Here is a 19753-nt window from a genome sequence, read left to right on the forward strand (position 1 = left end):
TCATGCACGCGCTTGAGCTGGAAATCCTCGGCGCCGGCAAGTCCTTCGGCAGCTTCCGGGCGCTGGACGAGGTGTCGCTGAAGATTCGCGCCGGCACCATCCATGCCCTGCTGGGGGAGAACGGCGCCGGCAAGAGCACGCTGGTCAAGGGTCTGGTGGGGTATAGCCCGCTCGACCAGGGCAGCGTGATGGCCGACCGGCGCGAGGTGGACATCCGTGGTGCGCGCACGCCCAGCCAGTTGGGCATCGGCATGGTCTATCAGCACTTCACGCTGGCGCCCAGCCTGAACGTGGCTGAAAACCTGCTGCTGGCGCGGGGCGACCTGCCCTGGCGCATCCGCTGGGGCAGCGAGCGCGCAGCACTGGAAGAATTCATGGCGCGCATGCCCTTCCGGCTGGCGCTGGACCGGGCGGTGAGCAGCCTCTCGGCCGGCGAAAAACAGAAGCTGGAGATCCTCAAGCAACTCTATCTGCGGCGTCGCTTCCTGATCCTGGATGAGCCGACCTCGGTGCTCACGCCCCAGGAGGCCGACGAAGTGCTGGGCCTGATGCACGCCCTGACCCGCCAGCAGGAGCTGACGGTGCTGATGATCACCCACAAGTTCCATGAAGTGAGCGCCTATGCCGACGATGTCACCGTGTTGCGCAAGGGCCGGCTGGTGGGCAGCGCCCGCGTGGCCGATACCAGTCCGGACGAGCTGGCGCACTGGATGATGGGCCATGCCCGCCAGGAAAAGGCGCAGGTGGCGCGCCCTGCGGTGCCGGCGCAGGCGTCGGTGGGACTGGAGGTGCGCGATCTCACGGTCAACAATGATCGTGGCGTGGCGGCGGTGCGGGCCTTGTCGTTGCAGGTCAGGCAGGGCGAGATCGTGGGGCTGGCCGGCATCTCCGGCAATGGCCAGAAGGAACTGGTGGAAGCCCTGCTGGGCCAGCGCCGTCACCTGCAGGGCGAGATCCACGTAGCCGGCGCACCCTACGCCGCCACCCGCGCCGAGATGCGCCGCCTGCGCGTGTTCGCGTTGCCGGAAGAACCGCTGCGCAATGCCTGCATCCCGGGCATGAGCGTGGCCGAGAACATGGCGCTGCGCAACTTCGACGTCGCTCCCTTCAAGCGCGGTGGCTGGCGCATCGACCGCGCCGCCATGAAGCGCCAGGCGCAGTCGCTCATCAGTGCCTTCAACGTCAAGCCGCCGTTGCCGGAACGCGCCATCGGCACGCTCTCCGGTGGCAACGTGCAGCGCGCCGTGCTGGCCCGCGAACTGGGCGAGCATGCGGCCGCTGGCGATGCCAATCACGGCGACAACGCCACGGCGCCCAATGTACTGATCGTGGCCAACCCGGTGTTCGGCCTGGACTTCGCCTCGGTGGCCGACATCCACGCCCGCCTGCTGCAAGCCCGCGCACGCGGAGCAGCGGTGTTGCTGGTGAGCGAAGACCTGGACGAATTGCTGGAGCTGTCCGACCGCATCCTGGTGATGACCGAAGGCCGCATCGTGCATGTGGCACAGGATGTCGCCACCCGGGGCGCCGACCGCGCCGCGCTGGGCCGCTGGATGGCCGGCCACTCCGAACAACCCACTCACGCCGAGGCCGCATGATCCGTATCGACGCCACGCCCTACCCTTACCAGTTCCACCCGCGCAGCACGGCGCTGGTGGTGATCGACATGCAGCGCGACTTCATCGAGGAAGGCGGCTTCGGCAGCGCCCTCGGCAATGACGTGCGGCCGCTGGCGGCCATCGTGCCGATCGTGGCGGCGCTGCTGCAGCTGGCACGCGAGGCCGGCATGCTGGTGGTGCATACCCGCGAATCGCACCTGCCGGATCTGTCGGACTGCCCGCGCTCCAAGCGCCTGCGCGGCAACCCGACGCTGGGCATCGGCGATGTCGGGCCGATGGGCCGCATCCTGGTGCAAGGCGAGCCGGGCAACCAGATCCTGCCGCAACTGGCGCCGGTGGAGGGCGAACTGGTCATCGACAAACCCGGCAAGGGCGCCTTTTACGCCACCGACCTGCATGCACAACTGCAGGAGCGTCGCATCACCCACCTGCTGGTGGCCGGCGTGACCACCGAGGTCTGCGTGCAGACCTCGATGCGCGAGGCCAATGACCGTGGCTATGAATGCCTGGTGATCGAGGATGCCTGCGCCAGCTACTTCCCCGACTTCCATCGCACCACGCTGGGGATGCTGACGGCCCAGGGCGGCATCGTCGGCTGGCGTGCCCCGCTGGCGCAACTGCAGGCCGGCGTGGCTGCCTACACAGGAGACAATCCATGATGCAAGTGAACCTGCCCCATGTGGTAGCCGAGGTCGAACAGGCCTTCACCGATTACGAATACGCCTTGCTGGTCAATGACATCCCCACCCTGGACCGCTGGTTCTGGTATGCGCCGCAGACGGTGCGCTATGGCGTGGGCGAGGTACTGCTGGGTGGTGAGGCGATCCGCCAGTACCGCAAGACCTGCACCCCGGTACCGGCCTCGCGCAAGCTGCAGCGTACCGTTGTCACTACCTTCGGCACCGACTATGCTACCGTCTCCACCGAATTCACGGACCACACGTCCGACCGGATCGGCCGTCAGATGCAGACCTGGGTCCGCATGGAAGAAGGCTGGCGCATCGTCGCCGCCCACGTCAGCCTGATGGCATGAGACCGCCTCCCGAGAACACCAGAATGCCCGCGCCATGACCGTCACCGTTGCCAATCCGCTCGCCGAACAGGTCTATCACCGGATCAAGGACGACATCTTCAGCTTCCGCCTGCTGCCCGGCGACAATTTCACCGAGACCGAGATGGCGCAGCGCCAGGGCGTATCGCGCACGCCACTACGGGATGCGCTGTTCCGGCTGCAGCGCGAGGGCTATCTGGAGGTGGGCTTCCGGCGCGGCTGGAAGGTCTGCCCCATCGATTTCGACCGGCTCGACAATCTCTACGACCTGCGCATCGTGCTGGAGATGGCGGCGCTGGAAAAGCTGTGCAGCCAGGAAGAGCCCGGCGCCGGCCTGGAACAGCTGAACGCGATCTGGCTGGTGCAGCCGGAAGACCGGCTCGCCGACGCGGTGCAGGTGGCCGAACTGGATGAAGCCTTCCATACCAACCTGGTGGCCGCCGCCGGCAACCACGAGATGACCCGGGTCCATACCGAGGTCACCGAAAAGATCCGCATCGTGCGCCGCCTGGACTTCCTCAAGAAGAAGCGCGTCGATGCCACCTACGAGGAACACGGCAAGATCCTGCAGCTGGTGGCCAAGCGTCGCGCCACCGAGGCACAGATCCTGCTGCGCGCCCACATCACCCAGAGCAAGCTGGAGGTGCGCAAGATCACCATCTGGATGCTGGCCGAGGCGCGCCAGTTGCAGGAGCCGGAAGCGGTGCCGGCCCTGCGCTGAACTTGGCCAGGCCGAGACAAGACTTGCCAGGCATGCACGAAAAGCAACATTTCTATTGGGAAATGTGAAAAAAGCTTCCTGAGATGCGCAAGCAGGCGCTTGATCCCCCCGATCCCGCCACCAAATCAGGGAAAGCCTCCGAAACCATTTATAATGGAAGGCTTTTGTAACAGCGCATCTCTCCAGCGGCTCAATGAAGGTATTTCGCGGACTTCCCACAGCCGAATCGCGCGCCCCGTGCGCGCTGACCATCGGCAATTTCGACGGCGTGCATCTGGGCCACCAGGCCCTGCTGGCACGCGTGCGCGAGGCCGCCGGCAAACTGGGCCTGGACGCGGCGGTGATGACCTTCGAACCGCATCCGCGTGAATTCTTCGCCCAGCTGGCCGGCACCCCTGAACGCGCCCCGGCGCGCATCGCCAACCTGCGCGACAAGCTGCAATCGCTGGCCGACTCCGGCATCGACCGCGTGGTCGTGGAGCATTTCGGCAGCCACTTCGCCGCGCTCTCCCCGCAGGACTTCATCGAGAAGATCCTGGTACAGGGCCTGCATGTGCGCTGGCTGATGGTGGGCGACGACTTCTGCTTCGGCGCGCGCCGCGCCGGTACCCTGGACACCCTGATCGAGGCCGGCCGCCAGCATGGCTTCGAGGTCCATGCCCTGCCGACGGTGACCAATGCCGGTGTGCGCATCTCATCTTCGGCCGTGCGGGCGGCACTGGCCGAGGGCGACTTCGACCTGTCGCGCCAGTTGCTGGGCCACCCCTACGCCATCAGCGGGCGCGTGGTCCATGGCAAGAAACTGGGCCGCACCATCGGCTTCCCCACCCTGAACATGCGCGTGGGCCACAAGCGTCCGGCGCTGTCGGGCATCTTCGTGGTACAGGTACATGGCCTGGCCGAACAAGCGCTGCCGGCCGTGGCCAGCCTGGGCGTGCGTCCGACCGTGGATGACAGCGGGCGGGTCCTGCTGGAAACCCACCTGCTGGACTTCCAGGGCGATTGCTACGGCAAGCTGGTGCGGGTCGAGTTCCTGCAGAAGCTGCGCGACGAGGAAAAGTACGTGGACCTGCCCACACTGACCACCGCCATCGCCCGCGACGTCGACCATGCCCGCGCCTGGTTCCGCGAGAACGCCGGCTTCGCCGTCTCGGCCACCGACCGAATTTGAACGCTGGGCGATGGCCGGAGCAGCGCTCCCGCCGTCGTCCAGCCGCCCCATCCGCATTTCGCCAGCGCGCATGTCAGCACGCCCGGCGCCAGAATCAAACTGCATCCAAGGAAAGCTTTCTCATGTCCAGCAACGACAACTCCGCCAAGCCCGGCAAACCGGAAAAAGCCGGCAAGGCGCCCTCCAAATACCCGGTCAACATGACCGAGACCGCCTTCCCCATGCGCGGCGACCTGGCCAAGCGCGAGCCGCAATGGGTCAAGCAATGGCAGGAGAAGAAGGTCTACGAACGTATCCGCAAGGCGTCGGCCGGCCGTCCCAAGTTCATCCTGCATGACGGTCCGCCGTATGCCAACGGCGACATCCACATCGGCCACGCCGTCAACAAGATCTTGAAGGACATGATCGTCAAGGCCCGCAACATGGCCGGCTTCGACGCGCAATACGTGCCGGGCTGGGATTGCCACGGCATGCCCATCGAAATCCAGATCGAGAAGCAGTTCGGCAAGAACCTGCCGGTGGCCGAAGTGCAGGCCAAGGCGCGTGCCTACGCCGGCGAGCAGATCGAGCGCCAGAAGGCCGACTTCATCCGCCTGGGCGTGCTGGGTGAATGGGACAACCCGTACAAGACCATGAACTTCTCCAACGAAGCCGATGAGCTGCGCGCGCTCGGCACGATCCTGGAGAAGGGCTATGTCTATCGTGGCTTGAAGCCCGTGAACTGGTGCTTCGATTGCGGCTCGGCCCTGGCCGAGGCGGAAGTGGAATACCAGGACAAGCGCGACCCGGCCATCGATGTCGGCTTCCCCTTCGCCGAACACGACAAGCTGGCCACCGCCTTCGGCCTGGCAGACCTGCCGACCCGCCACGGCTACATCGTCATCTGGACCACCACGCCCTGGACCATCCCGTCCAACCAGGCGCTCAATGTTCACCCGGAATTCGAATACGCGCTGGTCGAGACCAGCCGCAACGGCGAAGCCACGCTGCTGATCCTGGCCAAGGACCTGGTCGAATCCTGCCTGCAGCGCTTCGGCCTGGAAGGCAAGATCATCGCCACCACCACCGGCGAGAAGCTGTCGCTGATCTGCTTCCACCATCCGCTGGCCAAGGCCGATGCCGGCTACGACCGCCTCTCGCCGGTCTACCTGGGTGAATACGTGACCGCCGACAGCGGTACCGGCATCGTGCACTCGGCGCCGGCCTACGGTATCGAAGACTTCATCTCCTGCAAGGCGCACGGGATGAAGGATGACGACATCCTCAACCCGGTCATGGGCGACGGCCGCTATGCGTCCTGGCTGCCGCTGTTCGCCGGCCTGAGCATCTGGGAAGCCTCCAAGCCGATCTGCGCCAAGCTGGAAGAAGTGGGTTCGCTGTTCAAGCTGGTCATGTTCGACCACAGCTACATGCATTGCTGGCGCCACAAGACCCCCATCGTCTACCGCGCCACCTCGCAGTGGTTCGCCAGCATGGACAACACGCCCAAGGATGGCGGCCCCAGCCTGCGCCAGACCGCGCTGCAAGGCATCGAGGACACCGCCTTCTTCCCCGGCTGGGGCAAGGCACGCCTGCACGGCATGATCGCCAACCGTCCGGACTGGACCCTGTCGCGCCAGCGCCAGTGGGGCGTACCGATGGCCTTCTTCGTGCACAAGGAAACGGGCGAGCTGCATCCGCGCACGCCGGAGCTGATCGAACAGGTGGCCCAGCGTATCGAGAAGAGCGGCATCGAAGCCTGGCAGGCGCTGGACCCCAAGGAACTGCTGGGCGAGGATGCCGAGCACTACGTCAAGAACCGCGACACGCTGGATGTCTGGTTCGACTCCGGCACCACCCACCAGACCGTGCTGCGTGGCTCGCACCGCCAGCAGTCGCAGTTCCCGGCCGACCTGTACCTGGAAGGCTCGGACCAGCATCGTGGCTGGTTCCACTCGTCGCTCCTGACCTCGTCCATGTTGAATGGCCGTGCGCCCTACAAGGCCCTGCTCACGCACGGCTTCGTGGTCGATGGCGAGGGCAAGAAGATGTCCAAGTCCAAGGGCAACGTAGTGGCCCCGCAGAAGGTCTCGGACTCGCTGGGCGCGGAAATCCTGCGCCTGTGGGTGGCCTCGACCGACTACTCGGGCGAACTGTCGATCTCGGACGAAATCCTGAAGCGCGTGGTGGAAGCCTATCGCCGCATCCGCAATACCCTGCGCTTCCTGCTGGCCAACACGGCCGACTTCGACCCGGCGCAGCACGCCGTGCCGGTGGCCGAGCTGCTGGAGATCGACCGCTACGCCATCGCCAACATGGCGCGCCTGCAAGGCGAGGTACTGGCGCACTTCGAGTCCTATGAATTCCACCCGGTGGTGGCCAAGCTGCAGATGTACTGCTCGGAAGACCTGGGCGGCTTCTATCTGGACATCCTCAAGGATCGCCTCTACACCAGCGGCGTGGATTCGGCGGCGCGTCGTTCGGCCCAGACCGCTGTCTGGCACATCACCCAGTCGCTGCTGCGCCTGATGGCACCGATCCTGTCCTTCACCGCCGAAGAAGCCTGGAGCTTCTTTGCCGGCAAGGAAGCCTTCGAGGCCAGCGGCGAGACCATCTTCTCGCAGACCTACTACGCGCTGCCGGAAGTGGGCGATGCCGAAGCCCTGCTGGCCAAGTTCGCAGTGCTGCACGAAGTGCGCGCCGCCGTCACCAAGCAACTGGAAGAAGTGCGTATCGCCGGCAGCATCGGTTCTTCCCTGCAGGCCGAGGTGGAACTGAAGGTGTCGGGCGAGAAGGCCGATCTGCTGGAGAGCCTGGGTGAAGACCTCAAGTTCGTGCTCATCACCTCCGCAGCCAGCGTGACCCGCGTGGCCAGCGCTGAGGAAGAAGGCGTGGTGGTCACGCCCTCGACCCAGCAGAAATGTGAACGTTGCTGGCACTATCGCGCCGATGTCGGGTCTCATCCCGAGCATCCCGGCCTGTGCGGCCGCTGCGTCAGCAACCTGTTCGGCCAGGGCGAGAAGCGTCGCTTCGCCTGATGACCTGATCGCCTGATCGCCTGATCACCTGATCCAAGCAGGACGGCCTTGCAAGCTGCCCGCTGCACTCTGCGCAGCGGGCAGCTCACTCAAACAAGAACATCCATGGCAACCAAAAAGCGCTCCTCCTCTTCCGCCTCGTCCTCTTCCACCCAGGGCCTGCTGCCCTGGCTGGGCATCGCCACCATCGTGCTGCTGCTGGACCAGCTCTCCAAGATCACCATCCTGAAACTGTTCCACTATGGCGAATCGCTGCCGGTGACCGGTTTCTTCAACCTGGTGCTGGTCTACAACAAGGGCGCGGCCTTCAGCTTCCTGGCCGCCAGCGGTGGCTGGCAGCGTTACCTCTTCACCGCCATCGGCATCGGTGCGGCGGTGTTCATCATCCACCTGCTGCGCAAGCATCCCGGCCAACGCATGTTCTGCTGGGCGCTGGCGCTGATCCTGGGCGGCGCCATCGGCAACGTGATCGACCGCGTGGTCTATGGCCACGTGATCGACTTCCTCGACGTCTATGTCGGCAACTGGCACTGGCCGGCCTTCAACATCGCCGACAGTGCGATCTGCGTGGGTGCGGTATTGTTCGTGGTGGATGAACTGCGCCGGGTCTCCCGGAAGTAAGAACGACAAGAACGGCAACCCACCTGCGGCGCGCCACCTGGCGCAAGGGAGCAAGCAATGGAACTGGCTGGCAAGAAAATCGTACTGGGCCTGACCGGCGGCGTGGCCTGCTACAAGGCCGCGATGCTGGCGCGCGAACTTGGCCGCGCCGGAGCGTCGGTGCATGTGGTGATGACCGAGGCGGCCACCCATTTCATGACCGCCGTGACCATGCAGGCACTGACCGGCAACCCGGTCTATACCGACCAGTGGGATGCGCGCATGGACAACAACATGCCGCACATCAACCTCACCCGCGACGCCGATGCGGTGGTGATCGTGCCCTGCTCCACCGACTTCATCTCCAAGCTGGCCCATGGCGCCTGTGACGACCTGCTCTCGACCCTGTGCGTGGCGCGTCCGGCACGGCTGCCCCTGATGGTGGCACCGGCCATGAACGTGGAGATGTGGCAGAACCCGGCGACCCAGCGCAATGTGCGCCAGATCAGGGAAGACGGCATCCTGCTGCTCGGCCCCGATGCCGGCGCGCAGGCCTGCGGCGAAGTCGGTGAAGGCCGCATGCTGGAACCGATGCAACTGCTGGAAGAGATCGTCGCCGCCTTCCAGCCCAAGCTGCTGGCGGGCCGCCGCGTGCTGCTGACGGCCGGCCCGACCTTCGAACCCATCGACCCGGTGCGCGGCATCACCAACCTGTCCTCGGGCAAGATGGGCTATGCGATCGCCCGGGCGGCACGTGAAGCGGGCGCAGAAGTGACGCTGGTATCCGGCCCGACGGCATTGGAGACACCCTATGGCGTGCGTCGCGTGGACGCGCAGACGGCACAGCAGATGCACGATGCGGTGATGGGCAATGTGACCGGGCAAGACCTGTTCGTGGCGGTAGCGGCGGTGGCCGACTGGCGCGTGGCCAATGCCAGCACGCAGAAGCTGAAGAAACAGAACGAGCAGGACACGCCAGCACTGCAATTCGTGCAGAACCCCGACATCCTCGCCACCGTCGCCGCCCTGCCCCAACGCCCCTATTGCGTGGGCTTTGCGGCCGAATCGGAGAACCTGGAACAATACGGCACGGCCAAGCGGATCAAGAAGAACATCCCGCTGCTGGTCGGCAATATCGGCCACCAGACCTTCGGCCGTGACGACAACTCCCTGATGCTGTTCGACGACCAGGGCCACAGCGCCCTGCCGCGCGCCGACAAGCAGACCCTGGCACGCCAGCTGATCCGCGAGATTGCGCGCCGCATGGCGCAATAGCCAGATTAGCGAAACGCGCTGCCCAAGGTCTCTTCGTTGACCGAATCCTGGATCGCCTCCAGCGTCTGCTGCAGATGCTGGCGCACGATCTGCTCGACCAGGGCCGCATCGCGCTGCCGGTAGCCTTGCAGAATCTGCGCGTGTTCTTCATTGTCGGTCAGCTGGATCTGCGGCAGCAGGTAGATCGACAGCGAGACATAGGGTGCGGCCACCAGCAACAGGTTACGGACCATCTCGTACAGGCGTGATCCCTGTTCACTGCGCATGAGGTGATCATGGAAATCGCAGTTCAGCGCCGCCCAGGCATGGGGGTCGTCGGCCCGGCACATCTGCTCGTGCAGCGCGGTGGCCGCCTCCAGGGCATCGGGCCGGATCGAGGCGACCGACTTGCGTGCCAGCAGCGGCTCCAGCACGATGCGCAGTTCATAGATCTCGGCCACGTCCTGCACCGAAAGCCCCTTGACCACCACGCCCTTGTTGGCATCGATGGTCACCAGCCCCTCCGAACGCAAGCCCCGGAAGGCCTCGCGCACGGGCGTGGTACTGACTTCGAAGCGGCGCGCGACATCGTCCTGGCGCAACTTGTCACCGGGGCGATAGTTGCCGCGCAGGATATCGTTGCGCAGCTGGCTTAGGACCTGCTGCTCTATGGTTTTGAAGGCTTTTGACATGAGCACGTTGAGCTGGACGGCACGCCCCCTGCAGCGGGCTACAGGATGGGGGAGCCTCATTGTGGCCTGCCCGGCAGGCCGGTGCAAGCGCGCCCTTGCGCCGGCTCCGCCCGCCGGCCGGCTCAGTTCCCCATCCGCTGCGCCGGCCGGATCGTGGGCAGGATCGTGCTGATCCATTGGGCGTGCTGCAGCAAGGCCAGGTCCTGGTCGCCAGGGCCGATCAGTTGCACGCCGAAGGGCAGGAAGTCGGACGAATACCCCGACGGCAAGGTCACCGCCGGTAAGCCCAGCAAGGTCGCCGGGGTGCAGAAGATCGCATCGCCGGTCTTGTCCAGACCTGGCAAGGCGGTGGTCGGCGAAGGCAGGGTCAGGACCGCATCGAGCCCGTCGAAGACGCGATCACGCTCGGCCCTGAGGCTGGCCAGCCGCGCGCACAGCTCTTCGTAGCGCGCATCGCTGATGGCGGCACCGGCCTCGATGAGCGCGCGAATGTTGGGACCGGCCAGGTCCTCCTTGCCGCGGATATCGTCCCGCAGGGCGGCCCGCGCTTCATAGGCCAGGATCTCGTTGATCAAGGCATGCATCTCGACCAGGTCGACGGGCAATTCCACCGGCACGCAGGCAACGCCTTGCCTTTCCAGACGCCGGATGACGCCGTCGACATTCTGCTGGACGTCACCCTGTACCTGCGCCCAGCGCGAACTGCGATAGATCCCGACACGGGCCGGTTTGACGCCGGCATGGAAGGCGCTCGCCGAGACGGGCGGTGCGATGGCGCCGTCACGCACGATCACGGCATGCATGACCGCCGACCAGTAGAGGCTGGAGGTGATGAAACCCAGGTGATCCAGTGAGGGGGCGAGCTTGTGCGTGCCCTCGGTGGGAATGCGGCCAAAGGTCGGCTTGTAGCCATAGGCGCCGCAATAGGCGGCCGGGCGGATGACGGAGCCGACCGTCTGTGTACCCAGGGCGATGTCGACGATGCCCGCGCCCACTGCCGCCGCCGAGCCACTGGAGGAACCTCCGGGGGTGTAGCCCGGATGCCAGGGGTTGACGGTGGCGCCGGGATCACGCCAGGCGAATTCGGTGGTCACGGTCTTGCCAAAGATGATGGCACCGGCCTGGCGCAGCCGGGCCACGATCCAGGCATCGGCGGCGGGTTGATGGCCGGCGAAGATCGCCGAACCATAGGCGGTGGGCATGTCGGCAGTATCGATGAGGTCCTTGACTGCCACCGGGATGCCTGCCAGCGGCCCGCTGGTGTTCTGGGTTGCGGGATAGCTCTCCGGGCGCCAGACGAAGGCCCGGAGCCGCTCGTCGAGATGGTCGGCAGCCGCCACGGCGGTGGCCAGGGGGCTGGGGTCGCGGGCAAATGCGGTTGCGGTTGCGGATGCGGGTGCGGTCTGCGTCGCTTCTGTGGTCATGATCGTCTTCCTCTGCTGCTGGGTGGCGGTGCCGTGCTGCCAATCCACTGCGCAATCAACTACGGTCAACTGCAATTGCGCGACCGGCTGGCTGCCGTGCATCCGTGGCCCGGGGGCAGGATGCACGGCGCGGCACATGGAGATCTTAAGGCTTGGTGGTCTTTTCGGCGAAGCTGTTGTCGACCGCGCTCTCGTAGGTGACCTGCCCGGGCTTGACGTTGCCGATGGCAATCTGCAGATCCAGTCCGGCCTGGAAGGCTTCACGCGAGATGACGGGGGTGGCCGGGTAGACCTTCTGCTCCAGCAGGCGTTTGACGGCAGCGCGCACCACCGCCGGGTCCAGTTGCGGGAACTCGGCGATGGCGACCTTGTAGGCCACCTCCGGATTGGACTGCATCAGCTTTTCGGCATCGGCGATACCGGCAACGAAGCTCTGCACCAGTTGCGGCTTTTTCTCCACCGTGGACTTGAGGGTATCAATCGTGGAAAAGGCGTAGACACCGTTGTACTGCTTGGCGAAGTCATGCACGATCTTGTAGCCGTTGGCCAGCGCCTGCTCCACCTGCGGCTGGTAGAGCGTCGCCGCATCGGCTCGGCCGGCGGCTACCGGCGAAATCTCGGTACCGATGGCCACCGTATTGAGCTTGACCGAACTGAGGCCCTTTTCCTTGAGCAGGTTCTGCAGCAGGTAGGTCGAGGTCGACGGCGGGATGGCGGTGGAAATGGTCCGGTCCTTGAAGTCGGCCAGGGAGTTGATCGGCGAATTGGCCGGCGCGACCGTCCACACCGGCACGCCCGCCACTACCATGGCCACATTGGTCAACGACGCGCCCTTAAGATTGGCCAGCACGGCCGTCATCGGGTCTTGCAGCGAGAAATCGGCATGACCGCCAATGACCGCCGCCACACCCTGGGCGCCCCCGCCGGCGGTCACCTTCTGCACTTCCAGACCGCGCTTGGCGAACAGTCCTTCGCCCATGGCGACATACAGGGGGAGATACTGGATGGACTGGAAGGCCTGGTAGATCACCGCCTTCTCGGCGGCCATCGCGACGCTGCTCCCGAAACAGCCGATGCACAGCAGTGCGGCTGCGCTTGCCTTGCGGATGGACTTCATTGTTCGCCTTTCCATGAAATTACCCTTTCTTCAGTCAGTTTTACCAGCCAGGTGAGTAAGGCCGCCATGAGCGTGAGGATGATCACGCCCAGCCAGACGGTATTGAGGTCAAACAGCGAGCCGGCCACGAAGACCGCATGCCCGAGTCCGCTTTCGGAGGCGATGAATTCGCCCACGACCGCCCCGATCAGGGCAAAGCCGATGTTGATGCGCAGGATGGAAAAGATCCACGGCACCGACGCCGGCAGGATCAGCTTCTTGAACACCTTGGCGCGCTGGGCCTTGAAGGACTTGAACAGGTTCAGGAGATCCTTGTCGACCTCCTGCGCGGCAGCGCAGGAAGAGATGATGGCCACCGCAAAGGTGGAGATCCCCGCCAGCCAGATCTTGGAGACCATGCCCGAGCCGAACCAGATGATGATCAAGGGCCCCAGCGCGATCTTGGGAATGCTGTTGAGCAGGATGGAGAACTGCTCGACGATGGCCGAAGTACGCGGATAGAACCACAGCGCAAGCCCTAGTGCGATGCCCAGGCCGCTGCCCAGCAACAGGCCCAGCAGGGTCTCCACCAGCGTGACCCAGGTGTCGTAGAGCAGTTGTCCCTGGCTCAGGCCGATCACGGCGGACTTGTAGATGCCCGCCGGTGAGCCCAGCAGCTGACCGTTGATCAGATTGGACTGGGCCGCCATCTGCCACACGATGACGGCCACCACCAGCAAGGTGGCGACGATGGCGGTGGCGCTGCCGTCTTTGGATTTCATCACTCTCTCCTCAGGTGCTGGCGTGGGCGACGTCACTGGCACGCAGGGCGTTCCAGATCTCTTTGTGGTAGTGCGGGAATTCCGGCGCGCCCCGGGCGCTGACGGCGTCGCGCAGGCCATCGCTGCCCTCCACCGTGAGCACGATGTGCTGCTCGCGCATGATCTGCGCCGGACGTCCGCCGAGCACCACCACCCGCTGGCTCATGGCGATGGCTTCATCGATGTCGTGGGTCACCAGGATGACGCTGGTGCCTTCGCTGCGCGTGAGGCTGATGACATCGTTTTCCAGCATCAGGCGGGTCTCGTAGTCGAGCGCGGAGAAGGGTTCGTCCAGCAGCACCACGGTGGGATCGGCCAGCAACGTGCGACACAAGGCCACGCGCTGCTTCATCCCGCCAGAGAGCGCATGCGGATAGGACTGCGCCACGGTGTCCAGGCCGTAGCGCTTGAGCATGGCGCGGGCGCGCTCACGGTCGGCCTCGGTGACATCGCGCTGCAACTCGATGCCCAGCACGGCGTTGTCGAGGATGGTACGCCAGGGCAGCAGCAAGTCCTTCTGCAACATGTAGGCAATGCTGCCGGCGCGGCCATCCTCGCGCGGCTGCAGCACGATGCGGCCGGCGGTCGGCTTGAGCAGGCCGGAGATGAGGTTGAAGAGCGTACTTTTGCCGGCGCCACTGCGACCGACGATGGCGACGATCTCACCTTTGCCGACATTGAAGTGAAGGTTCTGGAATATCCGGATTTCTTCGCCGTTGGCCTTGATGAAGGCGTGGCTCAGATTGTCGACTTCTAGACGGTGGTCCGACATGGGCTCCTGCTCCTGAAGACTGCTTGAATGGCATGGATGGCACGGAAGATGACCCGCATGCCGCGTGTCAGCGGCATGGCGACATTGATTATGCATAATGCATAATCTTGCCTGAGGTCATGAGCAGAAACTGTGCCAGAGATGGCAACAGGACGCCGCAAGCCGCATGGGCTATGCGCTTGCAGCCGATCAGGGATATTTTGCCCGCCTAGCCAAGACGCTGCCGTCCGTGGCATCAGGCCCGACATTGGCGCGATTGCACCTCGATCGGACATTGCAGTGCACCAAGGATGTCCGAACCAACGGGCTCGCGCAGCAATCGCCGCTTCGCGCCGGGGCGGCAAGAAACATCCATTCCAAGATGGAAGTTGCTAGAATTGCGGCCTTAGGTGATGCACGCCGCCAGCCTGGCGCGCATTCTTGTCATTCCATCACCCGTGAAGAAATATGCATCGTCGAATCGAAGCCCGTATCGTCAACCCCCTTCTCGGCGAACAGATCCCTGTTCCCAGCTATGCCACCGATGGCTCGGCCGCACTGGACCTGCGGGCCTGCATCGAAGCCCCGATCACCCTGCGCGCCGGTAGCCGCGAACTGATCAAGACCGGCCTGGCCATCAACATGATGGACCCCTCGCTGGTGGCCATCGTGGCCTCGCGCTCGGGCCTTTCGCTCAAGCACGGGCTGCATGTGGCACAAGGCATCGGCGTCATCGATGCCGATTACCACGGTGAAATCGCCGTGATCCTGGCCAATTCGGGCCAGGAAGACTACGTCGTGCAGCCGGGCGACCGGATTGCCCAGTTGATGTTCCAGCCGGTGGTACAGGTGGCCTTGAGCATGGTGGACAAGTTCTCCACCGAAACCGAGCGCGGCGAAGGCGGCTTCGGCAGCACCGGCAAGTCCTGAATCGTCCCTGCCGCTGGCTGCGGCGCCAGCGGCCGTCCTACGCCACAGTACAAAGCGACAAGGAACCGTGACAAGGATGAGTTTGTCCTAGGGCCTGTTCCCACTAAATCTGCGAGATGCGTTGCGCCCAGAAGGCGTGGTGGCAAGGCGCACGGCAAGGCTGGTGGTGGTGCCACCAGCCTTGCCGTGCAACGCCGCCAGCGCGCCTTCTGGGCGCAACCCTCCGGGAGAGGCCGGCAAGCGTCGCCTGCCGTTGTTGCAGCTCCTTGCCGTAGCACCACTACGGCGCGTCGCCGCGCCTAGGCAGTCAACGCTTGCCGACCTCTCGCACTCACAGATTTAGTGTGAACAGGCCCTAGCCCCATGGGTCATCTGGCCTGTCCGGGACACCCCGGACCCAGCAGGCCCCTATTGATGGAGAACCGCATGCTCGTACCCCCCCTGCCCGCGTGGCAGAAGATAAGAACCCTCGCCACCCTGGCGCCGCTGGCCATCCTGGCCGCCTGCGCCACCCAGGAACCCGGCACCGCGCCGGCCAGCGCCCCCGCCAAGCCGACGGTAGTGACCCAGGCACCCAAGCCGGTCGCCGACAATCCCCAACAAGCGCAACTGCGTGAACTGATCGCCCAGCAGGATCGCCTCTATCGCGTGGCCGCCCCGCTGCTGACCAGCAACGCGCAACTATGCCGCGGCAACGCCCGCAACCTGCTGGGATTTACCGCCAAGAACAAGTATTCCTTCCCGATCGAATACGCTGAAACCGCCCGCAGCCTGGGCTATGACGACCGCCTGCAGGTTACCGGCGTGCTGCCCGGCAGTGGAGCGGAAAAGGCGGGCATCCAGCGTGGTGACTTCCTGATGTCGGTGGCAGGCAAGCCGATGCCGCAGGGCACCGATGCCGAACGCCAGGCCGCCGTGCTGCTGAGCCCGCTGGTGGTCAAGCAGGCGCCGATCGCGCTGGGCGTGCAACGCAACGGCCAGAACAGCACGCTCAACGTGCCGCTGACCTACGCCTGCGCCTTCAGCATCGAGCTGGGCAATGCTGACAACGTCAACACTTATGCCGATGGTCGCCGCGTGCTGATCACCCGGGGCATGCTCAAGTTCACCCGTTCAGATGATGAGCTGGCCTATCTGATCGCCAAGGACATGGCGCACAACATCCTCGGCCATGCGATCCGCCAACGCATGGTGTCGACCATCGCGGAGGTGATCGACAACCTGCTGCTGCCGCATCCGGACCCGACCACCACCGCCGGTACGGCCGGCATCCGCGTCTATCCGCAGGATCTGGATGCAGCGGCCGATACCCTGTCGCTGTACCTGCTGGCACGCGCCGGCTACAACATCGACAATGTGCCGGCCTTCTGGAAGCGCCTGGCCGAGCAGTATCCGGCCAGTGTGCCGAATGGCTATACGGCATTGCATCCGGCGACCACTTATCGTCTGTCGATGATCGACAAGGTCACGCAGATCGTGAAGGCCAAGCAGGAAGCGGGCAAGCCACTGGTACCCTGAGTCTTCTGATCACGCCTCTTTGGCCTGAGGTTTGCCCTGAGTTTTGCCCTGAAGCGGCGCGGTGAAGACCGCGCCGTTTTTTATTGTGCGTATCTTGTTGTGTGGACGCGGGTATCGAAAGTGCTCTGCCCCAAAAACAAAAGGCCACTCCGGATTTCCGGAGTGGCCTTGTTGGCTTGCTGATTTACTGGCTGAGGCTTATTCGACTTCGAGCTTTTCCTGCGGCTCTTCCGGCGGGGACGAATCGTCGCCCTCGGGGAATTCGAGCTTGATCTGCTCCTTATCGTCCATCTCCACCGTCACGCGACCGCCGCTGACCAGCTTGCCGAACAGCAGTTCGTCGGCCAGCGCCTTGCGGATCAGATCCTGGATCAGGCGCGACATCGGGCGTGCGCCCATCAGCGGATCGAAGCCCTTCTTGCCCAGGAACTTGCGCAGGCTGTCGGAGAAGACGGCTTCCACCTTCTTCTCGTGCAGCTGCTCTTCCAGTTGCATGAGGAACTTGTCGACCACACGCAGGATGATTTCCTCGTCCAGCGGGCGGAAGCTGATGATGGCATCCAGACGGTTGCGGAACTCGGGCGTGAACATGCGCTTGATGTCCGCCATCTCGTCGCCGGCTTCCTTCTTCTCGGTGAAGCCGATGGTGCGCTTCTGCAGGCTCTCGGCACCCGCGTTGGTGGTCATGATGATGATCACGTTGCGGAAGTCGGTCTTGCGGCCGTTGTTGTCGGTCAGCGTGCCATGATCCATCACCTGCAACAGGATGTTGAAGATGTCGGGGTGCGCCTTTTCGATTTCGTCCAGCAGCAGCACGGCATGCGGCTTCTTGTTGACAGCCTCGGTCAGCAGGCCGCCCTGGTCAAAGCCGACATAACCCGGGGGCGCGCCGATCAGGCGGCTCACGGCATGACGCTCCATGTATTCGGACATGTCGAAACGCACCAGCTCGATACCGAGGATGAAGGCCAGTTGCTTGGCCACTTCGGTCTTGCCCACGCCGGTCGGACCGGAGAACAGGAAGGAGCCGATCGGCTTGTCGGTCTTGCCCAGGCCGGCACGGGCCATCTTGATGGCCGACGACAGCGCTTCGATGGCCGGATCCTGACCGAAGACGACGTTCTTCAGGTCGCGATCAATGGTCTGCAGCTTGGCGCGATCATCCTGGTTCACGGACTGCGGCGGGATGCGGGCGATCTTGGAAATGATTTCCTCGATCTCCGGCTTGCCGATGGTCTTCTTCTGCTTGGACTTGGGCAGGATGCGCTGTGCCGCACCAGCTTCGTCGATGACGTCGATGGCCTTGTCGGGCAGGTGACGGTCATTGATGAAGCGGGCTGCCAGCTCGGCTGCCGAAGTCAGCGCCGAAGCGGAATACTTCACGCCGTGGTGTTCCTCGAACTTGGACTTCAGGCCACGCAGGATCTGCACGGTCTGTTCCACGGTCGGTTCGTTCACATCGATCTTCTGGAAGCGACGCGACAGTGCGTGATCCTTCTCGAAGACGCCACGGAACTCGGTATAGGTGGTCGCACCGATGCACTTCAACTGACCGCTGGAGAGCGCCGGCTTCAACAGGTTGGACGCATCCAGCGTACCACCCGAGGCCGAACCGGCGCCGATGATGGTGTGGATTTCGTCGATGAAGAGGATGCCGTTGGGGCTGTCCTTCAACTGCTTCAACACTGCCTTCAGACGTTGTTCGAAGTCACCGCGATACTTGGTGCCGGCCAGCAGCGCGCCCATGTCCAGCGAATAGACGACGGCGTTCTTCAATATCTCCGGCACATCGCCTTGCGTGACACGCCAGGCCAGGCCTTCGGCGATGGCGGTCTTGCCCACGCCGGCTTCGCCCACCAGCAGCGGGTTGTTCTTGCGGCGACGGCACAGGGTCTGGATCACGCGCTCGACCTCGGAATCACGGCCGATCAGCGGATCGATCTTGCCTTCGGCGGCGGCCTTGTTCAGGTTCTGGGTGAACTGGTCGAGCGGGCTTTCCTTCTGCTGGCCTTCGGCCTGCACGTCCTCGGCACCTTCCGGAGCCTTCTGCGGATCGGCCTGCTGGTCCTTGCGCACACCGTGCGAGATGAAATTGACCACGTCCAGGCGGGTCACGCCCTGCTGGTGCAGGTAGTACACCGCGTGCGAATCCTTCTCGCCGAAGATGGCCACCAGCACGTTGGCGCCGGTGACTTCCTTCTTGCCATTGGACGCCGACTGCACGTGCATGATGGCGCGCTGGATCACGCGCTGGAAGCCCAGCGTGGGCTGGGTGTCCACTTCGTTGGTACCGGGTACCGTGGGGGTATTGTCGGTGATGAAATTGGTCAGCGTCTTGCGCAGATCGTCAATGTTCACCGAGCAGGCGCGCAACACTTCGGCGGCCGACGGGTTGTCCAGCAACGCCAGCAGCAAGTGCTCCACGGTAATGAATTCATGACGCGATTGTCTGGCTTCGACAAAGGCCATATGCAAACTGACTTCGAGTTCCTGCGCAATCATGCTTCCTCCATCACGCATTGCAGGGGGTGCCCTGCCTTTCGAGCGTGGGTTAAAACGAGTTCCACTTTAGTGGATGCGATATCTTTGGGATACACACCACACATTCCCTTCCCATCGCGGTGAACCTTGAGCATGATCTGCGTCGCGGTTTCACGGTCCTTGTTGAAATACTGCTGGATGACTGCGACGACGAATTCCATCGGCGTATAGTCATCGTTCAACAAAAAAACCTGGTACATCGCGGGCGGCTTGAGTTTGGCCTCCTGCCGTTCCAGGACTGTACCGCCATCATTTACGTGCTTGGTTGCCATGCGTTTATTGGACCATCAAAAGCTGTGCAACGCACAATGATCTCGTAACCTCTAGATGAGATAGATATTACTTGTTTTCCGGACCTTGCGCAGATGACGATGATTTATCCTAAATCAAGGGGATCCTGCGCTATCTCCCAAACAAGCCCATAAACTTTGAGATGAAAACTGCTTGACTTTTGGATTTCGACCGAGAACAATGCAAATTCATTGATTAGTAGTTACCAAATGTAACAACTGATCGATGCGAAGGGGGCACGGTTTAAGGGGGGCTG

Annotated in this window: 17 protein-coding genes; 10 read left to right on the forward strand and 7 right to left on the reverse strand. The window is 63.8% G+C overall.

Annotated elements, in window-relative coordinates; all coding sequences use genetic code 11:
* Window positions 1-2 precede the first annotated feature (2 nt).
* The 8 genes from HFRIS_RS09780 (at window position 3) to coaBC (ending at window position 9454) form a co-directional block, all read left to right on the forward strand.
* Window positions 3-1598: an ABC transporter ATP-binding protein gene (locus HFRIS_RS09780; protein WP_006463150.1), complete on the forward strand. Its 1596-nt coding sequence runs from the start codon at window positions 3-5 to the stop codon at window positions 1596-1598.
* Window positions 1595-2278, forward strand: a complete 684-nt coding sequence (locus HFRIS_RS09785; RefSeq protein WP_006463151.1) for a cysteine hydrolase family protein — start codon at window positions 1595-1597, stop codon at window positions 2276-2278. Before HFRIS_RS09780 ends, HFRIS_RS09785 begins: the two co-directional genes overlap by 4 nt.
* Window positions 2275-2652, forward strand: coding sequence for an oxalurate catabolism protein HpxZ (gene hpxZ / locus HFRIS_RS09790; RefSeq protein WP_006463152.1), 378 nt, complete (start codon window positions 2275-2277; stop codon window positions 2650-2652). The genes HFRIS_RS09785 and hpxZ overlap by 4 nt, the downstream gene beginning before the upstream one ends.
* 34 nt (window positions 2653-2686) lie before the next feature.
* Window positions 2687-3391: a GntR family transcriptional regulator gene (locus tag HFRIS_RS09795; RefSeq protein ID WP_006463153.1), complete on the forward strand. Its 705-nt coding sequence runs from the start codon at window positions 2687-2689 to the stop codon at window positions 3389-3391.
* Between the two features lie 193 nt (window positions 3392-3584).
* Window positions 3585-4562 carry a bifunctional riboflavin kinase/FAD synthetase gene (locus HFRIS_RS09800; RefSeq protein ID WP_006463154.1) on the forward strand — a complete coding sequence of 326 codons (978 nt, stop codon included), beginning with the start codon at window positions 3585-3587 and terminating at the stop codon, window positions 4560-4562.
* 122 nt (window positions 4563-4684) lie between these two features.
* Window positions 4685-7579 (forward strand): isoleucine--tRNA ligase, encoded by a 2895-nt coding sequence (gene ileS / locus HFRIS_RS09805; protein WP_006463155.1) that lies wholly within the window; start codon window positions 4685-4687, stop codon window positions 7577-7579.
* Between the two features lie 105 nt (window positions 7580-7684).
* Entirely contained in the window at window positions 7685-8200 is a 516-nt protein-coding gene (lspA, locus tag HFRIS_RS09810; protein ID WP_006463156.1) for a signal peptidase II, read from the forward strand.
* A 57-nt stretch (window positions 8201-8257) separates the two neighbouring features.
* A complete protein-coding gene (gene coaBC, locus HFRIS_RS09815) occupies window positions 8258-9454 on the forward strand; it encodes a bifunctional phosphopantothenoylcysteine decarboxylase/phosphopantothenate--cysteine ligase CoaBC (protein ID WP_006463157.1) in 1197 nt (398 codons plus the stop codon).
* 5 nt (window positions 9455-9459) lie between these two features.
* Here the strand turns inward: coaBC and HFRIS_RS09820 are convergent, their stop codons facing one another.
* The 5 genes from HFRIS_RS09820 to HFRIS_RS09840 form a co-directional block, all read right to left on the reverse strand.
* On the reverse strand, window positions 9460-10125 hold the full coding sequence (locus HFRIS_RS09820) for a GntR family transcriptional regulator (protein ID WP_006463158.1): 666 nt from the start codon (window positions 10123-10125) through the stop codon (window positions 9460-9462).
* Window positions 10126-10247: 122 nt separating this feature from the next.
* Window positions 10248-11549 (reverse strand): amidase, encoded by a 1302-nt coding sequence (locus tag HFRIS_RS09825; protein ID WP_006463159.1) that lies wholly within the window; start codon window positions 11547-11549, stop codon window positions 10248-10250.
* A 145-nt stretch (window positions 11550-11694) separates the two neighbouring features.
* Window positions 11695-12666: an ABC transporter substrate-binding protein gene (locus tag HFRIS_RS09830; protein ID WP_006463160.1), complete on the reverse strand. Its 972-nt coding sequence runs from the start codon at window positions 12664-12666 to the stop codon at window positions 11695-11697.
* Window positions 12663-13427: an ABC transporter permease gene (locus HFRIS_RS09835; RefSeq protein WP_006463161.1), complete on the reverse strand. Its 765-nt coding sequence runs from the start codon at window positions 13425-13427 to the stop codon at window positions 12663-12665. Before HFRIS_RS09835 ends, HFRIS_RS09830 begins: the two co-directional genes overlap by 4 nt.
* Before the next feature lie 10 nt (window positions 13428-13437).
* Entirely contained in the window at window positions 13438-14238 is an 801-nt protein-coding gene (locus HFRIS_RS09840; RefSeq protein ID WP_006463162.1) for an ABC transporter ATP-binding protein, read from the reverse strand.
* 447 nt (window positions 14239-14685) lie between these two features.
* On the opposite strand from HFRIS_RS09840, the gene dut reads away from it, so the two are divergent.
* Both dut and HFRIS_RS09850 read left to right on the forward strand, forming a co-directional pair.
* On the forward strand, window positions 14686-15147 hold the full coding sequence (dut, locus tag HFRIS_RS09845; protein WP_006463163.1) for a dUTP diphosphatase: 462 nt from the start codon (window positions 14686-14688) through the stop codon (window positions 15145-15147).
* A 426-nt stretch (window positions 15148-15573) separates the two neighbouring features.
* The gene (locus HFRIS_RS09850; RefSeq protein WP_006463164.1) at window positions 15574-16665 is read left to right on the forward strand and encodes a M48 family metallopeptidase; all 1092 of its coding nucleotides are present in this window, start codon (window positions 15574-15576) and stop codon (window positions 16663-16665) included.
* A 198-nt stretch (window positions 16666-16863) separates the two neighbouring features.
* Here the strand turns inward: HFRIS_RS09850 and clpA are convergent, their stop codons facing one another.
* The gene (clpA, locus tag HFRIS_RS09855) at window positions 16864-19167 is read right to left on the reverse strand and encodes an ATP-dependent Clp protease ATP-binding subunit ClpA (protein ID WP_006463167.1); all 2304 of its coding nucleotides are present in this window, start codon (window positions 19165-19167) and stop codon (window positions 16864-16866) included.
* Window positions 19164-19478: an ATP-dependent Clp protease adapter ClpS gene (gene clpS / locus HFRIS_RS09860; RefSeq protein WP_006463168.1), complete on the reverse strand. Its 315-nt coding sequence runs from the start codon at window positions 19476-19478 to the stop codon at window positions 19164-19166. Before clpS ends, clpA begins: the two co-directional genes overlap by 4 nt.
* Window positions 19479-19753 lie beyond the last annotated feature (275 nt).

This window comes from Herbaspirillum frisingense GSF30 (genome assembly GCF_000300975.2).
Lineage (GTDB): Bacteria > Pseudomonadota > Gammaproteobacteria > Burkholderiales > Burkholderiaceae_D > Herbaspirillum > Herbaspirillum frisingense.